Annotated in this window: 20 protein-coding genes; 11 read left to right on the top strand and 9 right to left on the bottom strand. The window is 60.8% G+C overall.

Annotated features, from left to right (window positions below; all coding sequences use genetic code 11):
- Positions 1-35: 35 nt before the first annotated feature.
- Positions 36-1,562, top strand: a complete 1,527-nt coding sequence (locus ACWKV5_RS12450) for a SulP family inorganic anion transporter (RefSeq protein ID WP_483841486.1) — start codon at positions 36-38, stop codon at positions 1,560-1,562.
- A gap of 60 nt (positions 1,563-1,622) precedes the next feature.
- On the opposite strand, the gene ACWKV5_RS12455 is transcribed toward ACWKV5_RS12450, so the two are convergent.
- Positions 1,623-2,273, bottom strand: a complete 651-nt coding sequence (locus tag ACWKV5_RS12455) for a hypothetical protein (RefSeq protein WP_483841487.1) — start codon at positions 2,271-2,273, stop codon at positions 1,623-1,625.
- Positions 2,274-2,645: 372 nt separating this feature from the next.
- On the opposite strand from ACWKV5_RS12455, the gene coxB reads away from it, so the two are divergent.
- From coxB to ACWKV5_RS12475, 4 genes are all read left to right on the top strand, one after another.
- The gene (gene coxB, locus ACWKV5_RS12460; RefSeq protein WP_483841488.1) at positions 2,646-3,773 is read left to right on the top strand and encodes a cytochrome c oxidase subunit II; all 1,128 of its coding nucleotides are present in this window, start codon (positions 2,646-2,648) and stop codon (positions 3,771-3,773) included.
- Positions 3,774-3,855: 82 nt separating this feature from the next.
- Positions 3,856-5,442, top strand: a complete 1,587-nt coding sequence (gene ctaD, locus ACWKV5_RS12465; protein ID WP_483841489.1) for a cytochrome c oxidase subunit I — start codon at positions 3,856-3,858, stop codon at positions 5,440-5,442.
- Between the two features lie 126 nt (positions 5,443-5,568).
- On the top strand, positions 5,569-6,126 hold the full coding sequence (locus ACWKV5_RS12470) for a cytochrome c oxidase assembly protein (RefSeq protein ID WP_027926131.1): 558 nt from the start codon (positions 5,569-5,571) through the stop codon (positions 6,124-6,126).
- Positions 6,127-6,159: 33 nt separating this feature from the next.
- Complete coding sequence (locus ACWKV5_RS12475) at positions 6,160-7,047, top strand: cytochrome c oxidase subunit 3 (protein ID WP_483841490.1); 888 nt, start codon at positions 6,160-6,162, stop codon at positions 7,045-7,047.
- 4 nt (positions 7,048-7,051) lie between these two features.
- Here ACWKV5_RS12475 and ACWKV5_RS12480 read toward each other — a convergent pair whose 3' ends face one another.
- Complete coding sequence (locus tag ACWKV5_RS12480) at positions 7,052-7,255, bottom strand: twin transmembrane helix small protein (protein ID WP_027926133.1); 204 nt, start codon at positions 7,253-7,255, stop codon at positions 7,052-7,054.
- A 70-nt stretch (positions 7,256-7,325) separates the two neighbouring features.
- Between ACWKV5_RS12480 and ACWKV5_RS12485 the strand changes: the two genes are divergently transcribed.
- From ACWKV5_RS12485 to ACWKV5_RS12505, 5 genes are read left to right on the top strand one after another with little or no spacing between them, the layout of a single operon-like run.
- Entirely contained in the window at positions 7,326-8,066 is a 741-nt protein-coding gene (locus ACWKV5_RS12485; protein ID WP_483841491.1) for an SURF1 family protein, read from the top strand.
- A complete protein-coding gene (locus ACWKV5_RS12490) occupies positions 8,032-8,625 on the top strand; it encodes a hypothetical protein (protein WP_483841492.1) in 594 nt (197 codons plus the stop codon). Before ACWKV5_RS12485 ends, ACWKV5_RS12490 begins: the two co-directional genes overlap by 35 nt.
- Before the next feature lie 10 nt (positions 8,626-8,635).
- The gene (locus ACWKV5_RS12495; RefSeq protein WP_483841493.1) at positions 8,636-9,715 is read left to right on the top strand and encodes a COX15/CtaA family protein; all 1,080 of its coding nucleotides are present in this window, start codon (positions 8,636-8,638) and stop codon (positions 9,713-9,715) included.
- On the top strand, positions 9,703-10,602 hold the full coding sequence (gene cyoE / locus ACWKV5_RS12500) for a heme o synthase (protein WP_059181881.1): 900 nt from the start codon (positions 9,703-9,705) through the stop codon (positions 10,600-10,602). The genes ACWKV5_RS12495 and cyoE overlap by 13 nt, the downstream gene beginning before the upstream one ends.
- Complete coding sequence (locus tag ACWKV5_RS12505) at positions 10,599-11,234, top strand: SCO family protein (RefSeq protein ID WP_483841494.1); 636 nt, start codon at positions 10,599-10,601, stop codon at positions 11,232-11,234. Before cyoE ends, ACWKV5_RS12505 begins: the two co-directional genes overlap by 4 nt.
- A 178-nt stretch (positions 11,235-11,412) precedes the next feature.
- Here ACWKV5_RS12505 and ACWKV5_RS12510 read toward each other — a convergent pair whose 3' ends face one another.
- The 3 genes from ACWKV5_RS12510 to ACWKV5_RS12520 form a co-directional block, all read right to left on the bottom strand.
- Entirely contained in the window at positions 11,413-12,183 is a 771-nt protein-coding gene (locus ACWKV5_RS12510; protein WP_483841495.1) for a MetQ/NlpA family ABC transporter substrate-binding protein, read from the bottom strand.
- 77 nt (positions 12,184-12,260) lie between these two features.
- Complete coding sequence (locus ACWKV5_RS12515) at positions 12,261-12,935, bottom strand: methionine ABC transporter permease (protein ID WP_027926140.1); 675 nt, start codon at positions 12,933-12,935, stop codon at positions 12,261-12,263.
- Entirely contained in the window at positions 12,935-13,942 is a 1,008-nt protein-coding gene (locus ACWKV5_RS12520; protein ID WP_123433290.1) for a methionine ABC transporter ATP-binding protein, read from the bottom strand. Before ACWKV5_RS12520 ends, ACWKV5_RS12515 begins: the two co-directional genes overlap by 1 nt.
- Before the next feature lie 212 nt (positions 13,943-14,154).
- Between ACWKV5_RS12520 and katE the strand changes: the two genes are divergently transcribed.
- The gene (gene katE, locus ACWKV5_RS12525) at positions 14,155-16,344 is read left to right on the top strand and encodes a catalase HPII (RefSeq protein WP_483841496.1); all 2,190 of its coding nucleotides are present in this window, start codon (positions 14,155-14,157) and stop codon (positions 16,342-16,344) included.
- A 117-nt stretch (positions 16,345-16,461) separates the two neighbouring features.
- Here the strand turns inward: katE and ACWKV5_RS12530 are convergent, their stop codons facing one another.
- From ACWKV5_RS12530 to zur, 4 genes are read right to left on the bottom strand one after another with little or no spacing between them, the layout of a single operon-like run.
- Positions 16,462-17,178 carry a PA5502 family lipoprotein gene (locus ACWKV5_RS12530; protein WP_483841497.1) on the bottom strand — a complete coding sequence of 239 codons (717 nt, stop codon included), beginning with the start codon at positions 17,176-17,178 and terminating at the stop codon, positions 16,462-16,464.
- 37 nt (positions 17,179-17,215) lie between these two features.
- Positions 17,216-18,004: a zinc ABC transporter permease subunit ZnuB gene (znuB, locus tag ACWKV5_RS12535; protein ID WP_027926144.1), complete on the bottom strand. Its 789-nt coding sequence runs from the start codon at positions 18,002-18,004 to the stop codon at positions 17,216-17,218.
- Entirely contained in the window at positions 17,997-18,773 is a 777-nt protein-coding gene (znuC, locus tag ACWKV5_RS12540) for a zinc ABC transporter ATP-binding protein ZnuC (RefSeq protein WP_027926145.1), read from the bottom strand. The genes znuB and znuC overlap by 8 nt, the downstream gene beginning before the upstream one ends.
- On the bottom strand, positions 18,773-19,255 hold the full coding sequence (gene zur, locus ACWKV5_RS12545) for a zinc uptake transcriptional repressor Zur (protein WP_140665426.1): 483 nt from the start codon (positions 19,253-19,255) through the stop codon (positions 18,773-18,775). Before zur ends, znuC begins: the two co-directional genes overlap by 1 nt.
- Positions 19,256-19,264 lie beyond the last annotated feature (9 nt).

Raw genomic sequence — 19,264 nt, forward strand, 5'->3', positions numbered from 1 at the left:
CTTCGCCATGCCTGAAAAATGTCGGGAGCTTCAATATGCGTGCTGCGCAACTGAAAGCTGTATTGCCACGGGAGCTGCTGGCCTCGGTGGTTGTGTTTCTGGTCGCCCTGCCCCTATGCATGGGCATCGCCATCGCTTCGGGGTTGCCGCCCGCCAAGGGCTTGATCACCGGAATCATCGGCGGTCTGGTCGTGGGCTGGCTGGCGGGTTCGCCGCTGCAAGTCAGCGGCCCGGCGGCGGGCTTGGCGGTTCTGGTGTTCGAACTGGTGCGCCAGCATGGCGTCGCCATGCTCGGGCCCATCCTGCTGCTGGCGGGATTTCTGCAATTAGTGGCCGGGCGCCTGAAGCTCGGCTGCTGGTTTCGGGTCACGGCTCCAGCGGTGGTATACGGCATGCTCGCCGGGATTGGCGTGCTGATCGTACTGTCGCAGGTGCACGTCATGCTCGACGGGGTGCCCAAGCCTTCCGGGCTGGATAACCTGGCAGCCTTTCCAGCCGCAGTGATGCACGCCCTGCCGTCGCTCGGCTGGCAAGCCGGATTGCTCGGGCTGTCGACGATGGCGGTGATGTGGCTGTGGGAAAGATTCCGGCCTCATTCGTTGCGCTTCGTTCCGGGTGCGCTGCTGGGCGTAGGACTGGCGACCGTCGCCAGCCTGTTGCTCGCACTGCAGGTCAAACGCGTGGAAGTCCCTGCCAACCTGGCCGAAGCCATCGATTGGCTGAAACCCGCTGACTTGCTCAATCTGGCGGACCCGACGTTGTTGGTCGCCGCGTTCGCCGTGGCGTTTATCGCCAGCGCCGAAACCCTGCTATCCGCCGCTGCGGTAGACCGCATGCACAGCGGCCAGCGATCCGACTTCGACCGGGAATTGTCGGCGCAAGGCGTGGGCAACATGCTCTGCGGTCTATTGGGCGCATTGCCGATGACGGGCGTGATCGTGCGCAGTTCGGCCAACGTCCAGGCCGGCGCCACCACGCGGCTGTCGGCGATCTTCCACGGTCTTTGGCTGCTGGCGTTCGTGTTGTTGCTGTCGAGCGTGCTGCAGAGCATTCCGGTGGCGAGCCTGGCGGGTGTGCTGGTTTACACCGGCTTCAAACTGGTCGATCTCAAGGCCTTTCGCGGCCTGGGCCGATATGGCCGGATGCCGATGTTCACTTACGCGGCGACTGCGCTGGCGATCATCTTTACGGACTTGCTCACGGGGGTGTTGATTGGCTTCGGCCTGACGCTGGCCAAACTGGCCTGGAAGGCTTCACGGCTGAAAATCAGCCTGATCGATCTGCCGGCGGAGGGCGAAATGGAGTTGCGGCTGACCGGCGCAGCGACCTTTCTCAAGGTACCGGCGCTGACCCAGGTGCTGGGCACCATTCCCGCCGGTGCGACGGTGCATGTGCCGCTCAATAACCTGAGCTACATCGATCACTCGTGCCTGGAGTTGCTGGAGGAATGGGGCCGGGCGAATGCGGCCAAGGGTTCGACGCTGCTGATTGAGGCGCGGGGATTGAAGCGTAGGTTGGAAGGGCGGTTGCGGACTACATCCGGCGTAGGCTCGGCTGCATAGAAAACAATGTGGGAGCGAGCCTGCTCGCTCCCACAGGGGGACAGTGTTGACTCTAAAGGATCAAGCCGCCGGCTGATCCAGCTCCAGGCCGACGCCCAGACGGCGCGACATGCACGGCCAGCGTTTCCATGCGGCGCCGGTGTCCGGGCTGCTGAGTTTCTCGCGGTACGCTTCCACCGATTCCAATGCAAAGCTCTGGTCGTCGAGCATCTCGTCCAGGGCGTGATGCACCACTTCATCCAGTTGGTTGGCAAACACCTCACCGATCAATTGGTGGGCAATCAGGTTGGCAACAGTCATGTCCAAGGGGATCAATGGCTGGCCCAGATGCTTGATGTACAGGTCGTTGACCTCTTCGACAAAACGGTGCGCCAGATAGGCTTCGTCCAGCAGGCTGTCGAGCCCGATATGCCCCGCCATGATTGTCGGCGGCTGAAGGAAGTACTGTTCGGCAATTTTCAGCACCGGTTTGATCTGCGACTCGATACCGGCTTCCCTGGCCACTTCATTGGCTGCTTCCAGCAGATCAGGTACTTCGTCGATGTAGGCAGCGACAAAACGTGTCAGCACGCCATTGGCGTCCGCCTCCGGCAATTGGATCGAAGGGTGTAGATGAGGCAGTTTGCTTTCCAGCTGACGCGTCAGCAGGCCGGTCTCGGCTTCATGTGTTTGGGCTTTTTGGATCTGCTCGCGCAATGCGGCGGTGTTCATGAAAACTCCAGGAAACAAAGGCAATGAAATAGGGAAGACATAACTTAGCTGCCTTATGAAAAATGCTAAGACGCATTTGTCATAATTGTTTCATCCTTGAGACGCCTCCGTTATATCGATTTGCCACCACTCGTCTGCATCCTTCTCCATTCGGGACCTTGAACGCAAGTTTCAGCTGTTTCAGATCATTTACGCCATCACATTGCGAGGTCGCAGTCGCTGTCTATACTCGGGTTGGAAATGGAGTTAGCTGATGACGCCCGACTGCACACGCAGCAAGGCCCGGCGATTCAAGTTCGTAGTCTGAAAAAGCCGCTCCCTTGCCGCAGGTGAAAGCCGGCGGGATAACAAGAACGATAAGGGGAACCCGCAATGATGCGACATCCACACGTCTGGATGGGCCTCCTGTTGTGGTCGATTTTCAGTCAGGCGCAAGCCGCCTGGACTGTGAATATGGCGCCGGGAGCGACTGAAATCAGTCACGCAGTATTTGACCTGCACATGACCATTTTCTGGATCTGTGTAGTGATCGGCATCATCGTCTTCGGCGCCATGTTCTGGTCGATGATGGTCCACCGCCGCTCGACCGGGCAGGTGGCCGCAAAATTTCATGAAAGCACTACCGTCGAAATCCTCTGGACCATCGTGCCCTTCCTGATCCTGGTGGCCATGGCGGTTCCTGCGACGGCCACCCTGATCAAGATGTATGACGCCAGTGAGCCGGATATCGACATCCAGGTCACCGGTTATCAGTGGAAGTGGCACTACAAGTACCTGGGCCAGGACGTCGAGTTCTTCAGCAACCTGACCACCCCCGCCGACCAGATCCACAACAAGGAAACCAAGGGCGAGCACTACTTGCTCGAGGTCGACAAGCCGCTGGTGTTGCCGATTGGCGCGAAGGTGCGCTTCCTGGTGACCTCCGCCGACGTCATCCACTCCTGGTGGGTCCCGGCCTTCGCGGTCAAGCGCGATGCGATCCCGGGGTTCGTCAACGAAGCCTGGACCCGTATCGACAAGCCCGGCATCTACCGTGGCCAATGCGCCGAGCTGTGCGGCAAGGACCACGGTTTCATGCCGATTGTGGTCGAGGTCAAGGAAAAGGCCGATTACGAAAAATGGCTCGCCGACCGCAAGGCTGAAGCCCTGCAACTCAAGGAGCTGACCAGCAAGGAATGGACCCTCGACGAGCTCAAGGAACGCGGCGACAAGATCTATCACACCACCTGCGTCGCCTGTCACCAGGCCGAAGGCCAGGGCCTGCCGCCGATGTTCCCGGCGCTCAAGGGCTCGAAAATCGCCACCGGACCGAAAGAAGGTCACCTGAGCCTGGTTTTCCACGGCAAACCCGGCACCGCCATGGCGGCGTTCGGCAAGCAGCTCTCGGAAGTCGATATCGCGGCGGTCGTGACCTACGAACGTAACGCCTGGGGCAACAACAAAGGCGACATGGTCACTCCTAAAGAAGTACTGGAGCTGAAACAGGCGGAAAGCAAATGACCCGGTCTATTGCGCGTGTAAGGAACCGGTCGGGGCAGCGCGCCCCGGCTTGCCCAGCCCATCTGTTTGCAGGAGACAGGCCATGAGCGCTGTTATCGATGACCACGGTCACGCCGACCACGCCCACGGCCCCGCCAAAGGCCTGATGCGGTGGGTGCTGACCACCAACCACAAAGACATCGGCACGCTGTACCTGTGGTTTGCGTTTTCCATGTTCCTGCTGGGCGGCTCGTTCGCGATGGTGATTCGCGCCGAACTGTTCCAGCCGGGGCTGCAAATCGTCGAGCCGGCGTTCTTCAACCAGATGACCACCATGCACGGCCTGGTGATGGTGTTCGGTGCGGTGATGCCGGCCTTCGTCGGCCTCGCCAACTGGATGATCCCGTTGATGATCGGGGCGCCGGACATGGCCCTGCCACGGATGAACAACTTCAGCTTCTGGCTGTTGCCAGCGGCGTTCATCCTGTTGGTGTCGACCCTGTTCACCCCCGGTGGCGGCCCGAACTTCGGCTGGACGTTCTACGCCCCGCTGTCGACGACCTACGCGCCGGAAAGCGTGACGTTCTTCATCTTCGCCATCCACTTGATGGGGATCAGTTCGATCATGGGTGCGATCAACGTGATCGCGACCATCCTCAACCTGCGCGCCCCCGGCATGACGCTGATGAAAATGCCGCTGTTCGTCTGGACCTGGCTGATCACCGCGTTCCTGCTGATCGCGGTGATGCCGGTACTGGCCGGGTGCGTGACGATGATGCTGATGGACATCCACTTCGGCACCAGTTTCTTCAGTGCCGCCGGTGGCGGTGACCCGGTGCTGTTCCAGCACGTGTTCTGGTTCTTCGGCCACCCCGAGGTGTACATCATGATCCTGCCGGCCTTCGGTGCCGTCAGCTCGATCATCCCGACCTTCTCGCGCAAGCCGCTGTTCGGCTACACCTCGATGGTCTATGCGACGGCGAGCATCGCGTTCCTGTCGTTCATCGTCTGGGCGCACCACATGTTCGTGGTCGGCATTCCGCTGGTGGGCGAGCTGTTCTTCATGTACGCCACGCTGCTGATCGCGGTGCCGACCGGGGTGAAGGTGTTCAACTGGGCCAGCACCATGTGGCAAGGCTCGCTGACCTTCGAGACGCCGATGCTGTTTGCGGTGGCGTTCGTGATCCTGTTCTCCATTGGTGGTTTCTCCGGATTGATGCTGGCCATCGCCCCGGCAGACTTCCAGTACCAGGACACCTACTTCGTGGTCGCGCACTTCCACTATGTACTGGTGCCAGGGGCGATCTTCGGGATCTTCGCCTCGGCCTATTACTGGATGCCGAAATGGACCGGCCACATGTACGACGAAACCCTCGGCAAGCTGCACTTCTGGCTCTCGTTCATCGGCATGAACATGGCGTTCTTCCCGATGCACTTCGTGGGCCTGGCGGGCATGCCGCGGCGGATTCCGGACTACAACCTGCAGTTCGCCGACTTCAACATGGTGTCGTCGATTGGCGCGTTCATGTTTGGCACCACGCAGCTGTTCTTCCTGTTCATCGTGATCAAGACCATTCGCGGCGGCCCGCCAGCACCGGCCAAACCGTGGGATGGCGCGGAAGGCCTGGAGTGGAGCATTCCGTCACCGGCGCCGTATCACACCTTCACCACGCCGCCGGAAGTGAAATGAACGCGCAACCCTATGTGGGAGCGAGCCTGCTCGCGAAGAACGATGACGCGGTCTGTCTGTTAAACCGTGGCGTCTGCTTCGCGAGCAGGCTCGCTCCCACAGGGATCTTGGTAGGGGTTGGAAACCATGGCTGACTCGATTTCGATGAAAAAACTGGTCACCCGCCTGTTGCTGGTGGTGGTGGCGATGTTTGTCTTCGGGTTTGCCCTGGTGCCGATCTACGACGTGATGTGCAAGGCGTTCGGCATTAACGGCAAGACTGCCGGGCAGTACGAGGGCGAGCAAACGGTCGACACTTCGCGGCAAGTGCGCGTGCAGTTCCTGTCGACCAACACCGCTGACATGCCTTGGGATTTCTATCCCAAGAGTGAAGAGCTGACGGCCCATCCGGGGGCGGTGAACGAGATGATTTTCATCGCGCACAACCCGACCGACAAGCCGATGAGCGCCCAGGCCGTGCCGAGCATCGCGCCCAGCACCGCAGCGGCGTACTTCCACAAGACCGAATGTTTTTGTTTTACCCAGCAAGTGCTGCAGCCCGGTCAACGGATCGAGATGCCGGTACGTTTCATCGTTGACCGTGACATGCCCAAGGATGTGAAGCACCTGACGCTGTCTTACACGCTGTTCGATATCACCGCACGCCATCCACCCGTGGCGGTTGCCGCCAGTACCGGTGGCTAGGCGCTAATGCGTGCCCGATAAGGAGAACAATAAATGGCAACTCATGAACACTATTACGTACCGGCCCAGAGCAAATGGCCGATCATCGCCACGTTCGGCATGCTCATCACCGTGTTCGGCCTGGCCACCTGGTTCAACGACCTGAAAGCTGCACGGCCGGAATCCCACGGCCCGTTGATCTTTTTCGTAGGCGGCCTGTTGCTGGCGTACATGCTGTTCGGCTGGTTCGGCACGGTGATCAAGGAAGGTCGCGCGGGGTTGTACAGCGCGCAGATGGACCGCTCGTTCCGCTGGGGCATGAGCTGGTTCATCTTCTCGGAAGTGATGTTCTTCATCGCCTTCTTCGGTGCGCTGTTTTATGTACGGCACATCTCAGGCCCCGCACTCGGCGGCGAAGGCCCGAAAGGCATCGCCCACATGCTCTGGCCGAACTTCCAGTTCACCTGGCCGTTGCTGCACACCCCGGACCCGAAACTGTTCCCGCCGCCCAAGGAAGTCATCAGCCCGTGGGGCCTGCCGCTGCTCAATACCATTTTGCTGGTGAGCTCCAGCGTCACGGTGACCATCGCCCACCACGCCTTGAAAAAGGGTCATCGCGGCGCGCTGAAAATCTGGCTGGCGATCACCGTGTTGCTGGGCTGTGGTTTCCTCGGGTTCCAGGCTGAAGAGTACATGCATGCCTACCACGAACTGGGCCTGACCCTGGGTTCGGGCATCTACGGTGCGACGTTCTTCATGCTCACCGGTTTCCACGGCGCCCACGTGACCATCGGCACGATCATCCTGTTTGTGATGCTGATGCGGATCATGCGCGGGCACTTCGATAACGAACACCAGTTCGGTTTCGAGGCGGCGAGTTGGTATTGGCACTTCGTGGACGTGGTGTGGATCGGGTTGTTCGTTTTCGTCTACGTGCTCTGAGCCATTACCAAGGCGCCGTAGAGACCAACTGGCCGCTGTAGAAACCCCAGGCGATCAAGCCGACAGTGGTGGCGGCCAGGGCAACACGAACACTCAAGGCAATGACGAGGCGGTTTGAGCTGCTGTCGTCCTTGACCAGAAAAAACAGGCCGCTGAACAGGCTGACAACCGTGGCAATCAGCATCAGGACGATGGCTGCTTTGAGCATGGTGAGACTCCGGGGGAAAGGCGATGCACTTGAGTATAGCTATCGCGACTCACGACTTTTTGGCCACGCCATGAAGCGCTTCCGGCCGGGCATCGTGCCGACACTGGTGGTCGCCCTGTTGCTGCCGCTGCTGGTGTCGCTCGGGTTCTGGCAACTGAGCCGGGGCGCAGAGAAAAGCGCACTGCTGCAAAGCTATGCCGAACGCCGTGCCGCCGAACCGATGGCCAGCACCGAACTGCAACACACCGAAGACCCGGCCTTCCGCCGCGTTCATCTGCACGGCCAGTTCGACGCCGCGCACAGCCTGTTGCTGGACAACCGCCAGCGCGACGGCAAGGTCGGCGTCGAGCTGCTGCAACCGTTTCAGGACCAGGCGACCGGGCTCTGGTTGCTGGTCAATCGCGGCTGGTTGCCCTGGCCGGACCGGCGCACACCGCCGCATTTCACCACGCCAACTCAAGCGTTGAGCCTGGACGCCTGGGTCTACGTTTCCCCCGGCGCGACCTTTCAATTACACGCCGATCCGAACGCCAGCACCTGGCCTGAATTAGTCACCGCCGTCGAGCCGTCGAAGCTCTGGACGGCGCTGGGTCGTGAAGGGTTTGCCTACGAATTACGCGCAGAAACGGGTCCCGCGACGTATCAGGCCGATTGGCCCGTCGTCGCCATGGGCCCGGAAAAACACATCGCTTATGCCGTGCAGTGGTTTGCCATGTCGCTTGCCCTGTTCGGCCTCTATCTCTATCTCGGTTGGCACAACGCAAAGGAGAAACACCATGGGAGCGGCCATGAATCCACCCAGCATGTCTGAGGCGAAAACGCCGGCGAGTCGACGCAAGGGGCGCTTGCAGCTGCTGCTGATTCTGCTCGGGGTCATCGGTCCGATGATCCTCGCCACCGGCATGTACAAACTGCAGTTCTGGGTACCGGACGGGCGCAGCTATCACGGCGAACTGATCGGCAATGGCCAGACCCGCGCCGACCTCGGGGTGCAGGCCCAGGAGGATCGCTGGCAGATGCTGGTGACTGCGCCGAAGGATTGCTCGGTGGATTGCCAGCAACTGGTGTACCTGGCGCGGCAGATTCAGATCGGCCTCGGCCGCGACGCCTCCCGCGCCAGCCATGCACTGGCCGCCGCACAACCGCTGACAGCTCACTATGAAGCCAAGCTGACCCGCGAGTACCCGCAACTGCAACGCTACCCAATGGACCTGACGACTTTCAGCAAGACCACGGGTGATAAGACCGTGCCGCAGCTGTGGATCATCGACCCGCACGGCAATCTGGTGCTGCGCTACGACCCGACGGTGAAGGGTAAGGACCTGCTCAACGACCTGCGTCATCTGCTGAAACTGTCGAACATCGGATAAGGGCATCGTCATGGCCAAACCTGGATTTCGCCTCGCGCTGTTTGCCACCTTGCTGGCACTGATTGTGGTGCTGCTCGGCGCCTACACCCGCCTGACCCACGCCGGCCTCGGTTGCCCGGACTGGCCGGGTTGCTACGGTTTTATCAGCGTGCCGAAAAGCGAAGCCCAACTGGCCCATGCCGAGCTGCATTTTCCCGATACGCCGGTGGTGGCCCACAAGGGCTGGAACGAGATGATCCACCGCTACTTTGCCGGCACGCTGGGGATGCTGATCGCGGTCCTGGCGGGACGCGCCTGGGTGCATCGTCGTCATCCGGGGCAACCGGTGAAGTTGCCGCTGTTTCTGCTGGCGGTGGTGTTCGCCCAGGCCGCTTTCGGCATGTGGACGGTGACGCTCAAGCTCTGGCCGCAGGTGGTGACCGGGCATCTGCTCGGCGGCTTTGCCACGCTGAGCCTGCTGTTTCTACTGACGTTGAGGTTGTCCGGCGTGTTGCCGGCGCTGACGGTGCCACGACGTTTGCAGTATTGGGCGACGGCCGGGTTGCTGTTGGTGATCCTGCAAATAGCCCTCGGCGGTTGGGTCAGTTCCAACTATGCCGCCGTGGCCTGCATCGATTTCCCGACCTGCCATGGACAGTGGATTCCGCCGGCTGATTTCGCCAACGGCTTCCATCTGACTCAGCACATCGGACCGAATTATCTCGGCGGGCAACTGGACAGCGACGCGCGCACGGCGATTCATTTGACTCACCGTATCGGCGCGCTGCTGGTCACGCTCGTACTGCTCGGGCTCGCCTGGCAGCTGAAAGTCGTCGGCATGACACGCCTCGCGGGGCTGGTGCTGGTCGCCCTCGCCTCACAAATCACCCTCGGTATCAGCAACGTGCTGTTCCACCTGCCGCTGCCCGTGGCCGTCGCCCACAACGCCGGCGGCGCGGCACTGTTGCTGACGATGGTGCTGGTCAATTATCACGCGCGAACCAGCCTGGTTCGGGTCAAGCAGCAATCCCCTGCGCGCTGGCGGTTCAGCCCGCGTAAACACTCGGCCGGGCCCATAACAATAAAAGGAGAGATGCCATGGCGACTCTGATCGGCGAACGTCACAGTCAGGCAATCTGGCGCGACTATCTGGAGCTGACCAAGCCGAAAGTGGTGGTGCTGATGCTCATCACCTCGCTGGTCGGCATGTTCCTCGCGACCCGCGCCGGGGTGCCGTGGACGGTACTGGTGTTCGGCAACCTGGGGATCGCCCTGTGTGCCGGCGGTGCGGCGGCAGTCAACCATGTGGTGGACCGGCGCATCGATGCGGTGATGGCCCGCACGCACAAACGGCCGTTGGCCGAAGGCCGGGTGTCACCGGCGGCGGCGCTGACGTTTGCCTTGGTATTGGCCGTGCTGGGCCAAGCCGTGCTGCTCGCGTTCACCAATGCGCTGACCGCATGGCTGACCCTGGCTTCGCTGCTCGGCTATGCGGTGGTCTACACCGGGTTCCTGAAACGTGCGACGCCGCAGAACATCGTCATCGGCGGCCTGGCCGGGGCTGCCCCGCCACTGCTTGGCTGGACCGCTGCAACCGGGCATGTCAGCGCCGAACCCCTGCTGCTGGTGCTGATCATCTTCGCCTGGACCCCGCCGCATTTCTGGGCCCTGGCGATTCACCGCAAGGAGGAATACGCCAAGGCTGATATTCCGATGCTGCCGGTGACCCACGGTGAGCACTACACCAAGGTTCATATCCTGCTTTACACCTTCGCGTTGCTGGCCGTCAGCCTGATGCCCTACGTGATCCACATGAGCGGCATGCTCTACCTGATTTGCGCGCTGGGGCTGGGCGCCAGGTTTCTGCAATGGGCCGTGGTGCTGTACCGTGGCACTCGGCCGCACGCGGCGATCAACACGTTCAAGTACTCTATTTATTACTTGTTCCTGCTGTTTATCGCGCTGCTCGTAGACCACTACTTACTGTTGAACCTATGACTCGAACCCAGAAAACCGTCTTCATTCTCGTCGCCCTGATCGCACTGGTCCTGGGCCTGACCATCAACAAAGTGCTGTCCGGCAAAGGCCAGGGCGACCCGACGGCACTGATCGATGCGGGCATCATCTTGCTGCCGCAAAGCCGCAACCTGCCGGACGTGAAGATGACCGATCAGGACGGCAACCCGGTGACGGTCAATCAGCTGAAAGACAAGTGGAGCCTGCTGTTCTTCGGCTACACCTTCTGCCCGGACATCTGCCCGACCACCCTCGCCCAGTTGCGTCAGATCAAGAGCGAGTTGCCACCGGAAGCGGCGGCCAAGTTGCAGGTCATCCTGGTCAGCGTCGACCCGAACCGTGATACCCCGGTTCAGCTCAAGCAGTACCTGGGCTACTTCGATCCGCAGTTCAAAGGCCTGACCGCCGCCTCGGTGGATGACATTCAGAAGCTGGCCAATGCGGTGAGCATTCCGTTTATTCCGGCGGACACCAGCAAGCCCAATTACACGGTTGATCACAGCGGCAACCTCGCGGTGATCGGGCCGGACGGCACGCAGCGCGGGTTTATTCGGGCGCCGTTGAACAATGTGAAACTGGTGGCGCAGTTGCCGGTGATGCTTAACCGCAAATAGTTCGCACGATACATAACCCATGTGGGAGCGAGCCTGCTCGCGAAAGCGCTGTGTCAGTCAACAGTGATGTTGAGTGTGATGGCCTCTTCGCGAGCAGGCTCGCTCCCACAGGGGGATGGTGTTTCGGACACAAAAAAGGGGACGCCTTGGCGTCCCCTTTTGCATTACTTTCAGTCAATCAGAACGCCGGCAATACCGCGCCTTTGTACTTCTCGAGAATGAAGGCTTTGACTTCCGGGCTGTGCAGCGCAGCAACCAGTTTCTTCATCGCGTCGCTGTCCTTGTCGTCCGGACGGGCCACCAGGATGTTCACGTACGGCGAGTCGTTGCCTTCGATGACCAGTGCGTCCTTGGACGGATCGAGCTTGGCTTCCAGCGCGTAGTTGGTGTTGATCAGCGCCAGGTCGACCTGGGTCAGCACGCGCGGGATGGTCGCGGCTTCCAGTTCACGGAATTTCAGGTCCTTGGAGTTCTCGGTGATGTCCTTCACGGTCGACAGGATGTTGTTCGAATCCTTCAACTTGATCAGGCCAGCCTTCGCCAGCAGCAACAGCGCACGGCCGCCGTTGGTGGCGTCGTTCGGGATCACCACGTTGGCGCCGCCCGGCAACTCGGTCAGAGCCTTGTACTTGCTGGAGTAAGCGCCCAGCGGTTCCAGGTGCACACCGGCAACGGCGACCAGGTTGGTGCCCTTGGCCTTGTTGAACTCATCGAGGTACGGCTGGTGCTGGAAGAAGTTGGCGTCCAGGCGTTTTTCTGCCACTTGCACGTTCGGCTGGATGTAGTCGGTGAAGACTTTGACCTTCAGGTCCACGCCTTCTTTGGCCAGGGCTGGCTTCACGAATTCGAGGATTTCTGCGTGCGGGACCGGAGTCGCCGCGACGGTCAGGGTGTCGGCATGGGCGGAAAAGGCTGCAACGGCAGCGAACGCGACGAGTAGTTTCTTCATTCAGCTAACTCCATATAAGGCGCCCGTTTGGCGCCTGCCAGCGAATGGCCGGCTCATGACTTATTTACGAGAACTGTTTATTTTCTGGAAAAATGCACAACCAATTTGTCGCCAACGGTTTGCAGCACCTGAACCAGCACCAGCAGCAACACCACCGTCACCACCATCACATCGGTCTGGAAACGCTGGTAGCCGAAGCGGATCGCCAGGTCACCCAGACCACCAGCGCCGACCACACCGGCCATGGCCGTGTAGGACACCAGTGTAATCGCCGTCACCGTAATCGCCGCGAAAATGCCCGGACGGGCTTCTGGCAGCAAGGCATTGGTGATGATCTGACGCGTCGTCGCACCCATGGCCTGGGTCGCTTCGATAATGCCGCGATCCACTTCACGCAACGCGGTTTCCACCAGTCGCGCAAAGAACGGCGTGGCACCCACCACCAGCGGCGGGATCGCACCGGCGACACCCAGCGACGTACCGGTGATCAGCACGGTGAACGGAATCATCACGATCAACAGAATGATGAAAGGCAGCGAACGCAGGATGTTCACCACCAGCGACAGCATCGCGTAGACGCCTTTGGCTTCCAGCAACTGACGCGGGCTGCACAGGAACAGCAACACGCCCAGCGGCAAGCCGAGCAACACGGTGAACAACAACGAACCACCGAGCATCAGCAGCGTGTCGCCGGTGGCCAGCCAGATTTCGAACCAGTCGATATTGGCAAAGAAAGCAGTCAGGGCTTCCATTAGCGCAGCACCTCCATGTGGACGTCAGCCGCGGTGAAACGGGCAAATGCCGCGTCCATGTCGCCACCGGTGACGGCCAGCGTGAGTTGCCCGTAAGGGACGTCTTTGATGCGGTCGATACGACCGGCCAGGATGCTGTAGTCCACACCGGTTTCCCGGGCGACGGTACCGAGCAACGGCGCGTAGGTCGCTTCGCCCTGGAAGGTCAGACGCACGATGCGACCCGGCACGTGCGCGAAGTCATCGCGCTGCTCGCTTTCGTCGATCTGCTCGTCTTCCTGCACAAAGCGCTTGGTGGTCGGGTGCTTGGGATGCAGGAACACCTCGGCCACCGACCCTTGCTCGACGATCACACCGGCGTCCATCACCGCGACCTGATCGCAAACGCGGCGGATCACGTCCATCTCGTGGGTGATCAGGACGATGGTCAGCTTCAGCTCGCGGTTGATCTCGGCCAGCAATTGCAGGACCGACGCCGTGGTCTGTGGGTCGAGGGCGCTGGTGGCTTCGTCGCACAACAGGATTTTCGGCTTGGTCGCCAGGGCGCGGGCAATGCCGACGCGCTGTTTCTGGCCACCGGACAACTGCGCCGGGTATTTCCTGGCGTGGTCGGACAAACCCACCCGCGCCAGCAACTCGGCCACACGCAGGTCGATCTCGCTGCGCGACAGCTCGCCGGCCAGGGTCAGTGGCAACGCGACGTTGTCAGCCACAGTCTTGGACGCCAGCAGGTTGAAGTGCTGGAAGATCATCCCGACTTGCTGACGGAAGCGCCGCAGGCTGTTGGCGTCCAGCGCGGTGACTTCTTCGCCGTCGACGAAGATCTTGCCGCCGCTGGAATTCTCCAGGCGATTGATCAGACGCAGCAGGGTACTTTTTCCCGCGCCGGAATGGCCGATCAGGCCGAAGACCTGACCGTTCTCAATCGTCAGACTGGTCGGATGCAGGGCGGGAATATCCTTACCGGCGACGCGGTAGGTTTTATGGACGTTTTGAAACTCGATCACGTAGCGAACCTTGTGGGGCGCGTTAGAAAAGGATCAGCGGTTAGCCGGGCGCGCATTTTAGCCTGTCCGTATAGAGGTTATTAGCATTTATTCCGCATTCAACCTTCGATTTGGCAATAACGCGATCAAAGGTCATAAAAAAGGAACGGCTAAAAACCCCATCAGTCACTAATAAGGCAACTCGAAAACGCCCCCGGTGCCGTGCCTGGGGAATGCACAAGAATCCTGGCTACGGCGGGAATCGCAACGAGGAGTTTAGACTGATGAGTAACAAGAAGCCTGCCCCCGGCAAAAGCGCATTGGCCGGTACCGACACCCTGGACCGCGGCAACACCAATACCAAGCTCGACAGCCTGGAAAAATTTCGCTCCGACGCCACCGAACAGGCCCTGCGCACCAACCAGGGCGTGAAGGTTTCGGACAATCAGAACACCCTGAAAGTCGGCGCCCGCGGGCCCTCGCTGCTGGAAGATTTCATCATGCGTGAGAAAATCACGCACTTTGACCATGAGCGCATCCCGGAACGCATCGTCCATGCTCGCGGGACCGGCGCACACGGTTACTTCCAGACGTACGAAAACCATAGCGCGCTGACCAAGGCCGGTTTCCTGCAGGATCCGGGCAAAAAGACGCCAGTGTTCACGCGTTTCTCCACGGTACAAGGCCCACGCGGGTCAGGCGATACCGTGCGGGACGTACGAGGTTTCGCCGTGAAGTTCTTCACCGACGAAGGCAACTTCGATCTGGTGGGCAACAACATGCCAGTGTTCTTCATTCAGGACGCAATCAAGTTTCCGGACTTCGTCCACGCGGTGAAACCGGAGCCGCATAACGAAATCCCCACCGGCGGTTCGGCTCACGACACCTTCTGGGACTTCGTCTCACTGGTGCCGGAATCGGCGCACATGGTGATCTGGGCCATGTCCGACCGAGCCATCCCGAAAAGCCTGCGCAGCATGCAGGGTTTCGGTGTGCACACGTTTCGGCTGATCAACGCCGAAGGCAAATCGCGCTTCGTCAAATTCCACTGGCGCCCCACTGCGGGCACGTGTTCGTTGGTGTGGGATGAGGCGCAGAAGCTGGCCGGCAAAGACACCGACTTCCACCGGCGCGATCTCTGGGAAGCCATCGAGATGGGCGACTACCCCGAGTGGGAGCTGGGTGTGCAGGTCATCGAAGAAGAAAACGAGCACGATTTCGATTTCGACATCCTCGACCCCACCAAGCTGATTCCTGAAGAAACCGTGCCCATCACCCCATTGGGCAAAATGGTGCTCAACCGCAACCCGGACAACTTCTTCGCCGAAACCGAGCAGGTCGCGTTCTGCCCGGGCCATATCGTGCCGGGGATCGATTTCTCCAACGATCCGTTGCTGCAAGGCCGGCTGTTTTCCTACACCGATACGCAAATCAGCCGACTCGGCGGGCCGAACTTTCATGAGATCCCGATCAACCGGCCGGTGGCGCCGTTCCATAACGGTCAGCGCGATGCGATGCACCGCACCACCATCGACAAGGGTCGCGCGTCCTACGAGCCGAATTCCATCGACGGCGGCTGGCCGAAAGAAACTCCGCCCGCCGCGCAGGATGGCGGTTTCGAGAGTTATCCGGAGCGCATCGACGCCAACAAGATCCGGCAGCGCAGCGAATCGTTCAGCGACCACTTCTCCCAGGCGCGGCTGTTCTTCCACAGCATGAGCAAGCACGAGCAGGAACACATCATCGCGGCGTATAGCTTCGAACTCGGAAAAGTTGAACGCGAGAGCATTCGGGCGCGGGAGGTGAACGAGATCCTGGCCAACATCGATCTGGAATTGGCCAAGCGTGTGGCCGCCAACCTTGGCTTGCCAGCGCCGAAAGCCGGGACGGTGGAGGTGCCAAAAACATCTCTGGACCGCTCACCGGCCCTGAGTCAGGCCAATTTGCTGCCGGGCAATATCAAAACCCGCAAAGTGGCGATTCTTGCGGCCAACGGAGTCGATGGTGCCGCGATTGATGCGATGAAGAAGGCGCTGCAGGCCGAAGGCGCGCACGCCAAATTGCTGGGGCCGACATCCGCACCGGTCAAAACCGCCGATGGCAAAACGTTGCCGGTGGATGCGTCGATGGAAGGTTTGCCTTCGGTGGCGTTCGATGCGGTGTTTGTGCCGGGTGGCGCGGCATCGATCAAGGCGTTGAGCGGTGATGGCGTCGCGTTGCATTACCTGCTGGAGGCGTACAAGCACTTGAAGGCGATTGCGCTGCATGGCGAGGCGAAGCAGTTGCTGGATGTGTTGAAGCTGGAGGCTGATGCGGGGTTGATCGTTGGGGCGGATGCGAAGTTGATCAAGCCCTTTTTTGCGGCGATCGGACAGCATCGGGTTTGGGATCGGGAGGCTAAGGCCAAGGCGATTCCGGCTTAGGATCTGTATGGACAGTTAGGACGCTTTCGCGAGCAGGCTCGCTCCCACATGGGATTTGTGTCGATCACATAACCCTGTGGGAGCGAGCCTGCTCCGGGCGGCGTTCCGACGAAGCTTTTACGGTTTGCGTGGACTCAAGACCATCTGCGCCGGAATATTGCGCAGGATCTGTTTTTCCAGCTTCAGATCAAAGTCCGGATCGAGTTTCTTCACTCGCTTGGTCAGCAACGTGGCCAGCCAAGGATAGTCATCAGTGCGTGGCGCCTGAATGCTCACGTCGCACTGATAATTCACCACATCGGCGGCGATGGCATCCAGTTGACGACGAAGTTTCGCCATATCGTTGAGATTCAACGCGACCGTAGTGCTTTCAGCCGTGGGATCAATCACCTTCGCCTGGGGTTTGGCTTCAGCGGCTTTCAGATCGGCTTCCGCTTTATCCAGCTCGGCTTTGCGGGCCGTGACGATGGCGTTATTCACCCCACCAGTCAGCGCCGGAGCCTTGGGCATCAGGACCCGGGCGCGGGCCAGCGCAGTGGCGGCGGCGTTCACATCACCTTTTTGCAGGACGATCTGGCTACGGCGTAGATAGGCCTCGGCCAGTTGCCGTTGGTATTGCTCAAGGGATTGATCGTTGGGGGACTGGGCCTGCAAGGCTGCCAGTTGATCTTCGGCGGTGGCCAACTCGTTGCTGGCGAGGCTTTGTTCCAGCTGTGCGATGGCCGTAGCTCGCGCGTCCGTGGCCTCGGTGGCCGCCGGTGGCGTGCTTTGGCAGGCGCCCAGCAGCAAGGAAAATGCGACAAGGAGCAGATAACGTGAGGCGAACGGCTTCATTCCTGCGACTCTCTATTTGCGCAAAAAACGAGCAAGTCTACACCCCTCGACGGGGCAGGACAAAACTCAGCAGAAACAGTGCGGCCGCCGTCACAACAATCGAGGGGCCCGCCGGTGTGTCCTTGAACCACGACAGTGCCAGCCCGCCGCAGACCGCGAGCATGCCCAGCAGGCTCGCGCCCAGTGCCATCTGTTCCGGTGACCGGGCGTGACGTTGTGCCGCAGCCGCGGGGATGATCAACAGCGAGGTAATCAGTAAAACGCCGACGATTTTCATCGCCACCGCGATCACCACGGCGATCAGCAGCATCAGCGCCAGGCGCAACGACGCCACCGGCAACCCTTCGACCTTGGCCAACTCTTCATGCACGGTGATGGCCAGCAACGGCCGCCACAACGTCACCAGCAACGCCAGTACCGCCGCGCTGCCGCCGAGGATCCAGGCCAGGTCGGTCGGGCTGATCGCCAGCAAGTCGCCGAACAGATACGCCATCAGGTCGATCCGCACTTCGTGCATGAAGCTTAGTACCACCAGGCCCAGAGAGAGCGTGCTCGGTGCGAGAATTCCCAAAAGGGTGTCAGACGCCAGCGGCTGGCGCTGTTGCAAGGTCACCAGCAGCACCGCCAACAGCAAGCAGCCTACGGTGACGGCGACGGTCGGGCTGACATCCAGCAAGAACCCGAGTGCTACGCCGAGCAAAGCCGCGTGCGACAAGGTGTCGCCGAAATAAGCCATGCGCCGCCAGACCACGAACGAACCCAGCGGGCCCGCCACCAGCGCCAAAGCCAAACCTGCAAGCAGGGCGTAGAGCAGAAAATCAGCCATGCTTGCAGCTATCTCCGTGAACGTGGGGTTGAGCCGCCGTGACGACCGAGCCATGCAGGTCATGCGCGTGGTCGTGGTGGTGGTGATAAATCGCCAGGCTTTGGGCGTTCTTGCCGAACAGCTCGACGAAGGCCGGATCGCCGCTGACTTGCTCAGGATGGCCGGAACAGCAAACGTGGCGATTGAGGCAAACCACCTGGTCGGTGGTGCTCATCACCAAATGCAAATCGTGGGACACCATCAACACGCCGCAGCCGTGACGGTCGCGCAGCCGTGTGATCAGGCTATAGAGCTCGGCCTGTCCGGCGACGTCGACGCCTTGCACCGGCTCGTCGAGCACCAGCAGTTCCGGCTCGCGCAGCAGCGCCCGGGCCAGTAATACACGCTGCATTTCACCGCCGGAAACACTTTGCACCGGGCTGTCGATCACCTGTTCGGCGCCGACTTCCTTGAGCGCGGACAGCGCCATGGCACGGTCCACGCCCGGCACCAGCCGCAAGAAGCGCAGCACCGAGAGCGGTAGCGTCGGATCGACGTGAAGTTTTTGCGGCATGTAACCCACGCGCAGTTTCGGCTTGCGCCACACCGTGCCGCTGTCCGGCTTCAACAGCCCAAGCACCGCGCGCACCAGCGTGGTCTTGCCGGCGCCGTTAGGGCCGATCAGGGTGACGATCTGCCCCGGCTCGACACTCAGTTCGATGTTATCCAGCACCGATTGCCCGGCAAACGTGACGGCAACCTGCTCGAGGCGGATCAGCGCGTTGCTCATCAAGCCCCCTGGCAGCCCGAGCAGAGACCGACCACTTCAACGGTCTGGCCCTCGACGATAAATCCAACATCCTTGGCGCTGCCAACGATGGCATCGCTTATGGACTTCTGTTCGAGCTCAATGGCGGCGTGACATTCGCGGCAAATCAGGAACTGCCCCTGGTGGGCGTGCCCCGGATGGTTACAGCCGACGAAGGCGTTCAGCGAGGAGATACGGTGCACGAGGCCGTTTTCCAGGAGGAAATCCAGCGCGCGGTATACGGTTGGCGGCGCGGCGCGACGGCCATCCTGCTCACTGAGCACCGCGAGAATGTCGTAGGCACCCAGCGGCTTGTGGCTTTGCCACACCAGTTCCAGCACCCGCCGGCGCAAAGCGGTCAGGCGCAGCCCCTGACGTGCGCACAGGACATCGGCCTCAGACAGAGCGCTATGCACGCAATGAGAGTGGTCGTGGGGACGGCTGGCAATCGGTGTTTTAGGCATGAGCGGCGA

The sequence above is a fragment of the Pseudomonas oplopanacis genome (genome assembly GCF_057128725.1).

Excerpts from the sequence above, each read along its gene's own strand:
- ACWKV5_RS12450 (WP_483841486.1), top strand. The coding sequence starts at position 36 with ATGCGTGCTGCGCAACTGAAAGCTGTATTGCCACGGGAGCTGCTGGCC.
- ACWKV5_RS12455 (WP_483841487.1), bottom strand. The coding sequence starts at position 2,273 with ATGAACACCGCCGCATTGCGCGAGCAGATCCAAAAAGCCCAAACACAT.
- coxB (WP_483841488.1), top strand. The coding sequence starts at position 2,646 with ATGATGCGACATCCACACGTCTGGATGGGCCTCCTGTTGTGGTCGATT.
- ctaD (WP_483841489.1), top strand. The coding sequence starts at position 3,856 with ATGAGCGCTGTTATCGATGACCACGGTCACGCCGACCACGCCCACGGC.
- ACWKV5_RS12470 (WP_027926131.1), top strand. The coding sequence starts at position 5,569 with ATGGCTGACTCGATTTCGATGAAAAAACTGGTCACCCGCCTGTTGCTG.
- ACWKV5_RS12475 (WP_483841490.1), top strand. The coding sequence starts at position 6,160 with ATGGCAACTCATGAACACTATTACGTACCGGCCCAGAGCAAATGGCCG.
- ACWKV5_RS12480 (WP_027926133.1), bottom strand. The coding sequence starts at position 7,255 with ATGCTCAAAGCAGCCATCGTCCTGATGCTGATTGCCACGGTTGTCAGC.
- ACWKV5_RS12485 (WP_483841491.1), top strand. The coding sequence starts at position 7,326 with ATGAAGCGCTTCCGGCCGGGCATCGTGCCGACACTGGTGGTCGCCCTG.
- ACWKV5_RS12490 (WP_483841492.1), top strand. The coding sequence starts at position 8,032 with ATGGGAGCGGCCATGAATCCACCCAGCATGTCTGAGGCGAAAACGCCG.
- ACWKV5_RS12495 (WP_483841493.1), top strand. The coding sequence starts at position 8,636 with ATGGCCAAACCTGGATTTCGCCTCGCGCTGTTTGCCACCTTGCTGGCA.
- cyoE (WP_059181881.1), top strand. The coding sequence starts at position 9,703 with ATGGCGACTCTGATCGGCGAACGTCACAGTCAGGCAATCTGGCGCGAC.
- ACWKV5_RS12505 (WP_483841494.1), top strand. The coding sequence starts at position 10,599 with ATGACTCGAACCCAGAAAACCGTCTTCATTCTCGTCGCCCTGATCGCA.
- ACWKV5_RS12510 (WP_483841495.1), bottom strand. The coding sequence starts at position 12,183 with ATGAAGAAACTACTCGTCGCGTTCGCTGCCGTTGCAGCCTTTTCCGCC.
- ACWKV5_RS12515 (WP_027926140.1), bottom strand. The coding sequence starts at position 12,935 with ATGGAAGCCCTGACTGCTTTCTTTGCCAATATCGACTGGTTCGAAATC.
- katE (WP_483841496.1), top strand. The coding sequence starts at position 14,155 with ATGCACAAGAATCCTGGCTACGGCGGGAATCGCAACGAGGAGTTTAGA.
- ACWKV5_RS12530 (WP_483841497.1), bottom strand. The coding sequence starts at position 17,178 with ATGAAGCCGTTCGCCTCACGTTATCTGCTCCTTGTCGCATTTTCCTTG.
- znuB (WP_027926144.1), bottom strand. The coding sequence starts at position 18,004 with ATGGCTGATTTTCTGCTCTACGCCCTGCTTGCAGGTTTGGCTTTGGCG.
- znuC (WP_027926145.1), bottom strand. The coding sequence starts at position 18,773 with ATGAGCAACGCGCTGATCCGCCTCGAGCAGGTTGCCGTCACGTTTGCC.
- zur (WP_140665426.1), bottom strand. The coding sequence starts at position 19,255 with ATGCCTAAAACACCGATTGCCAGCCGTCCCCACGACCACTCTCATTGC.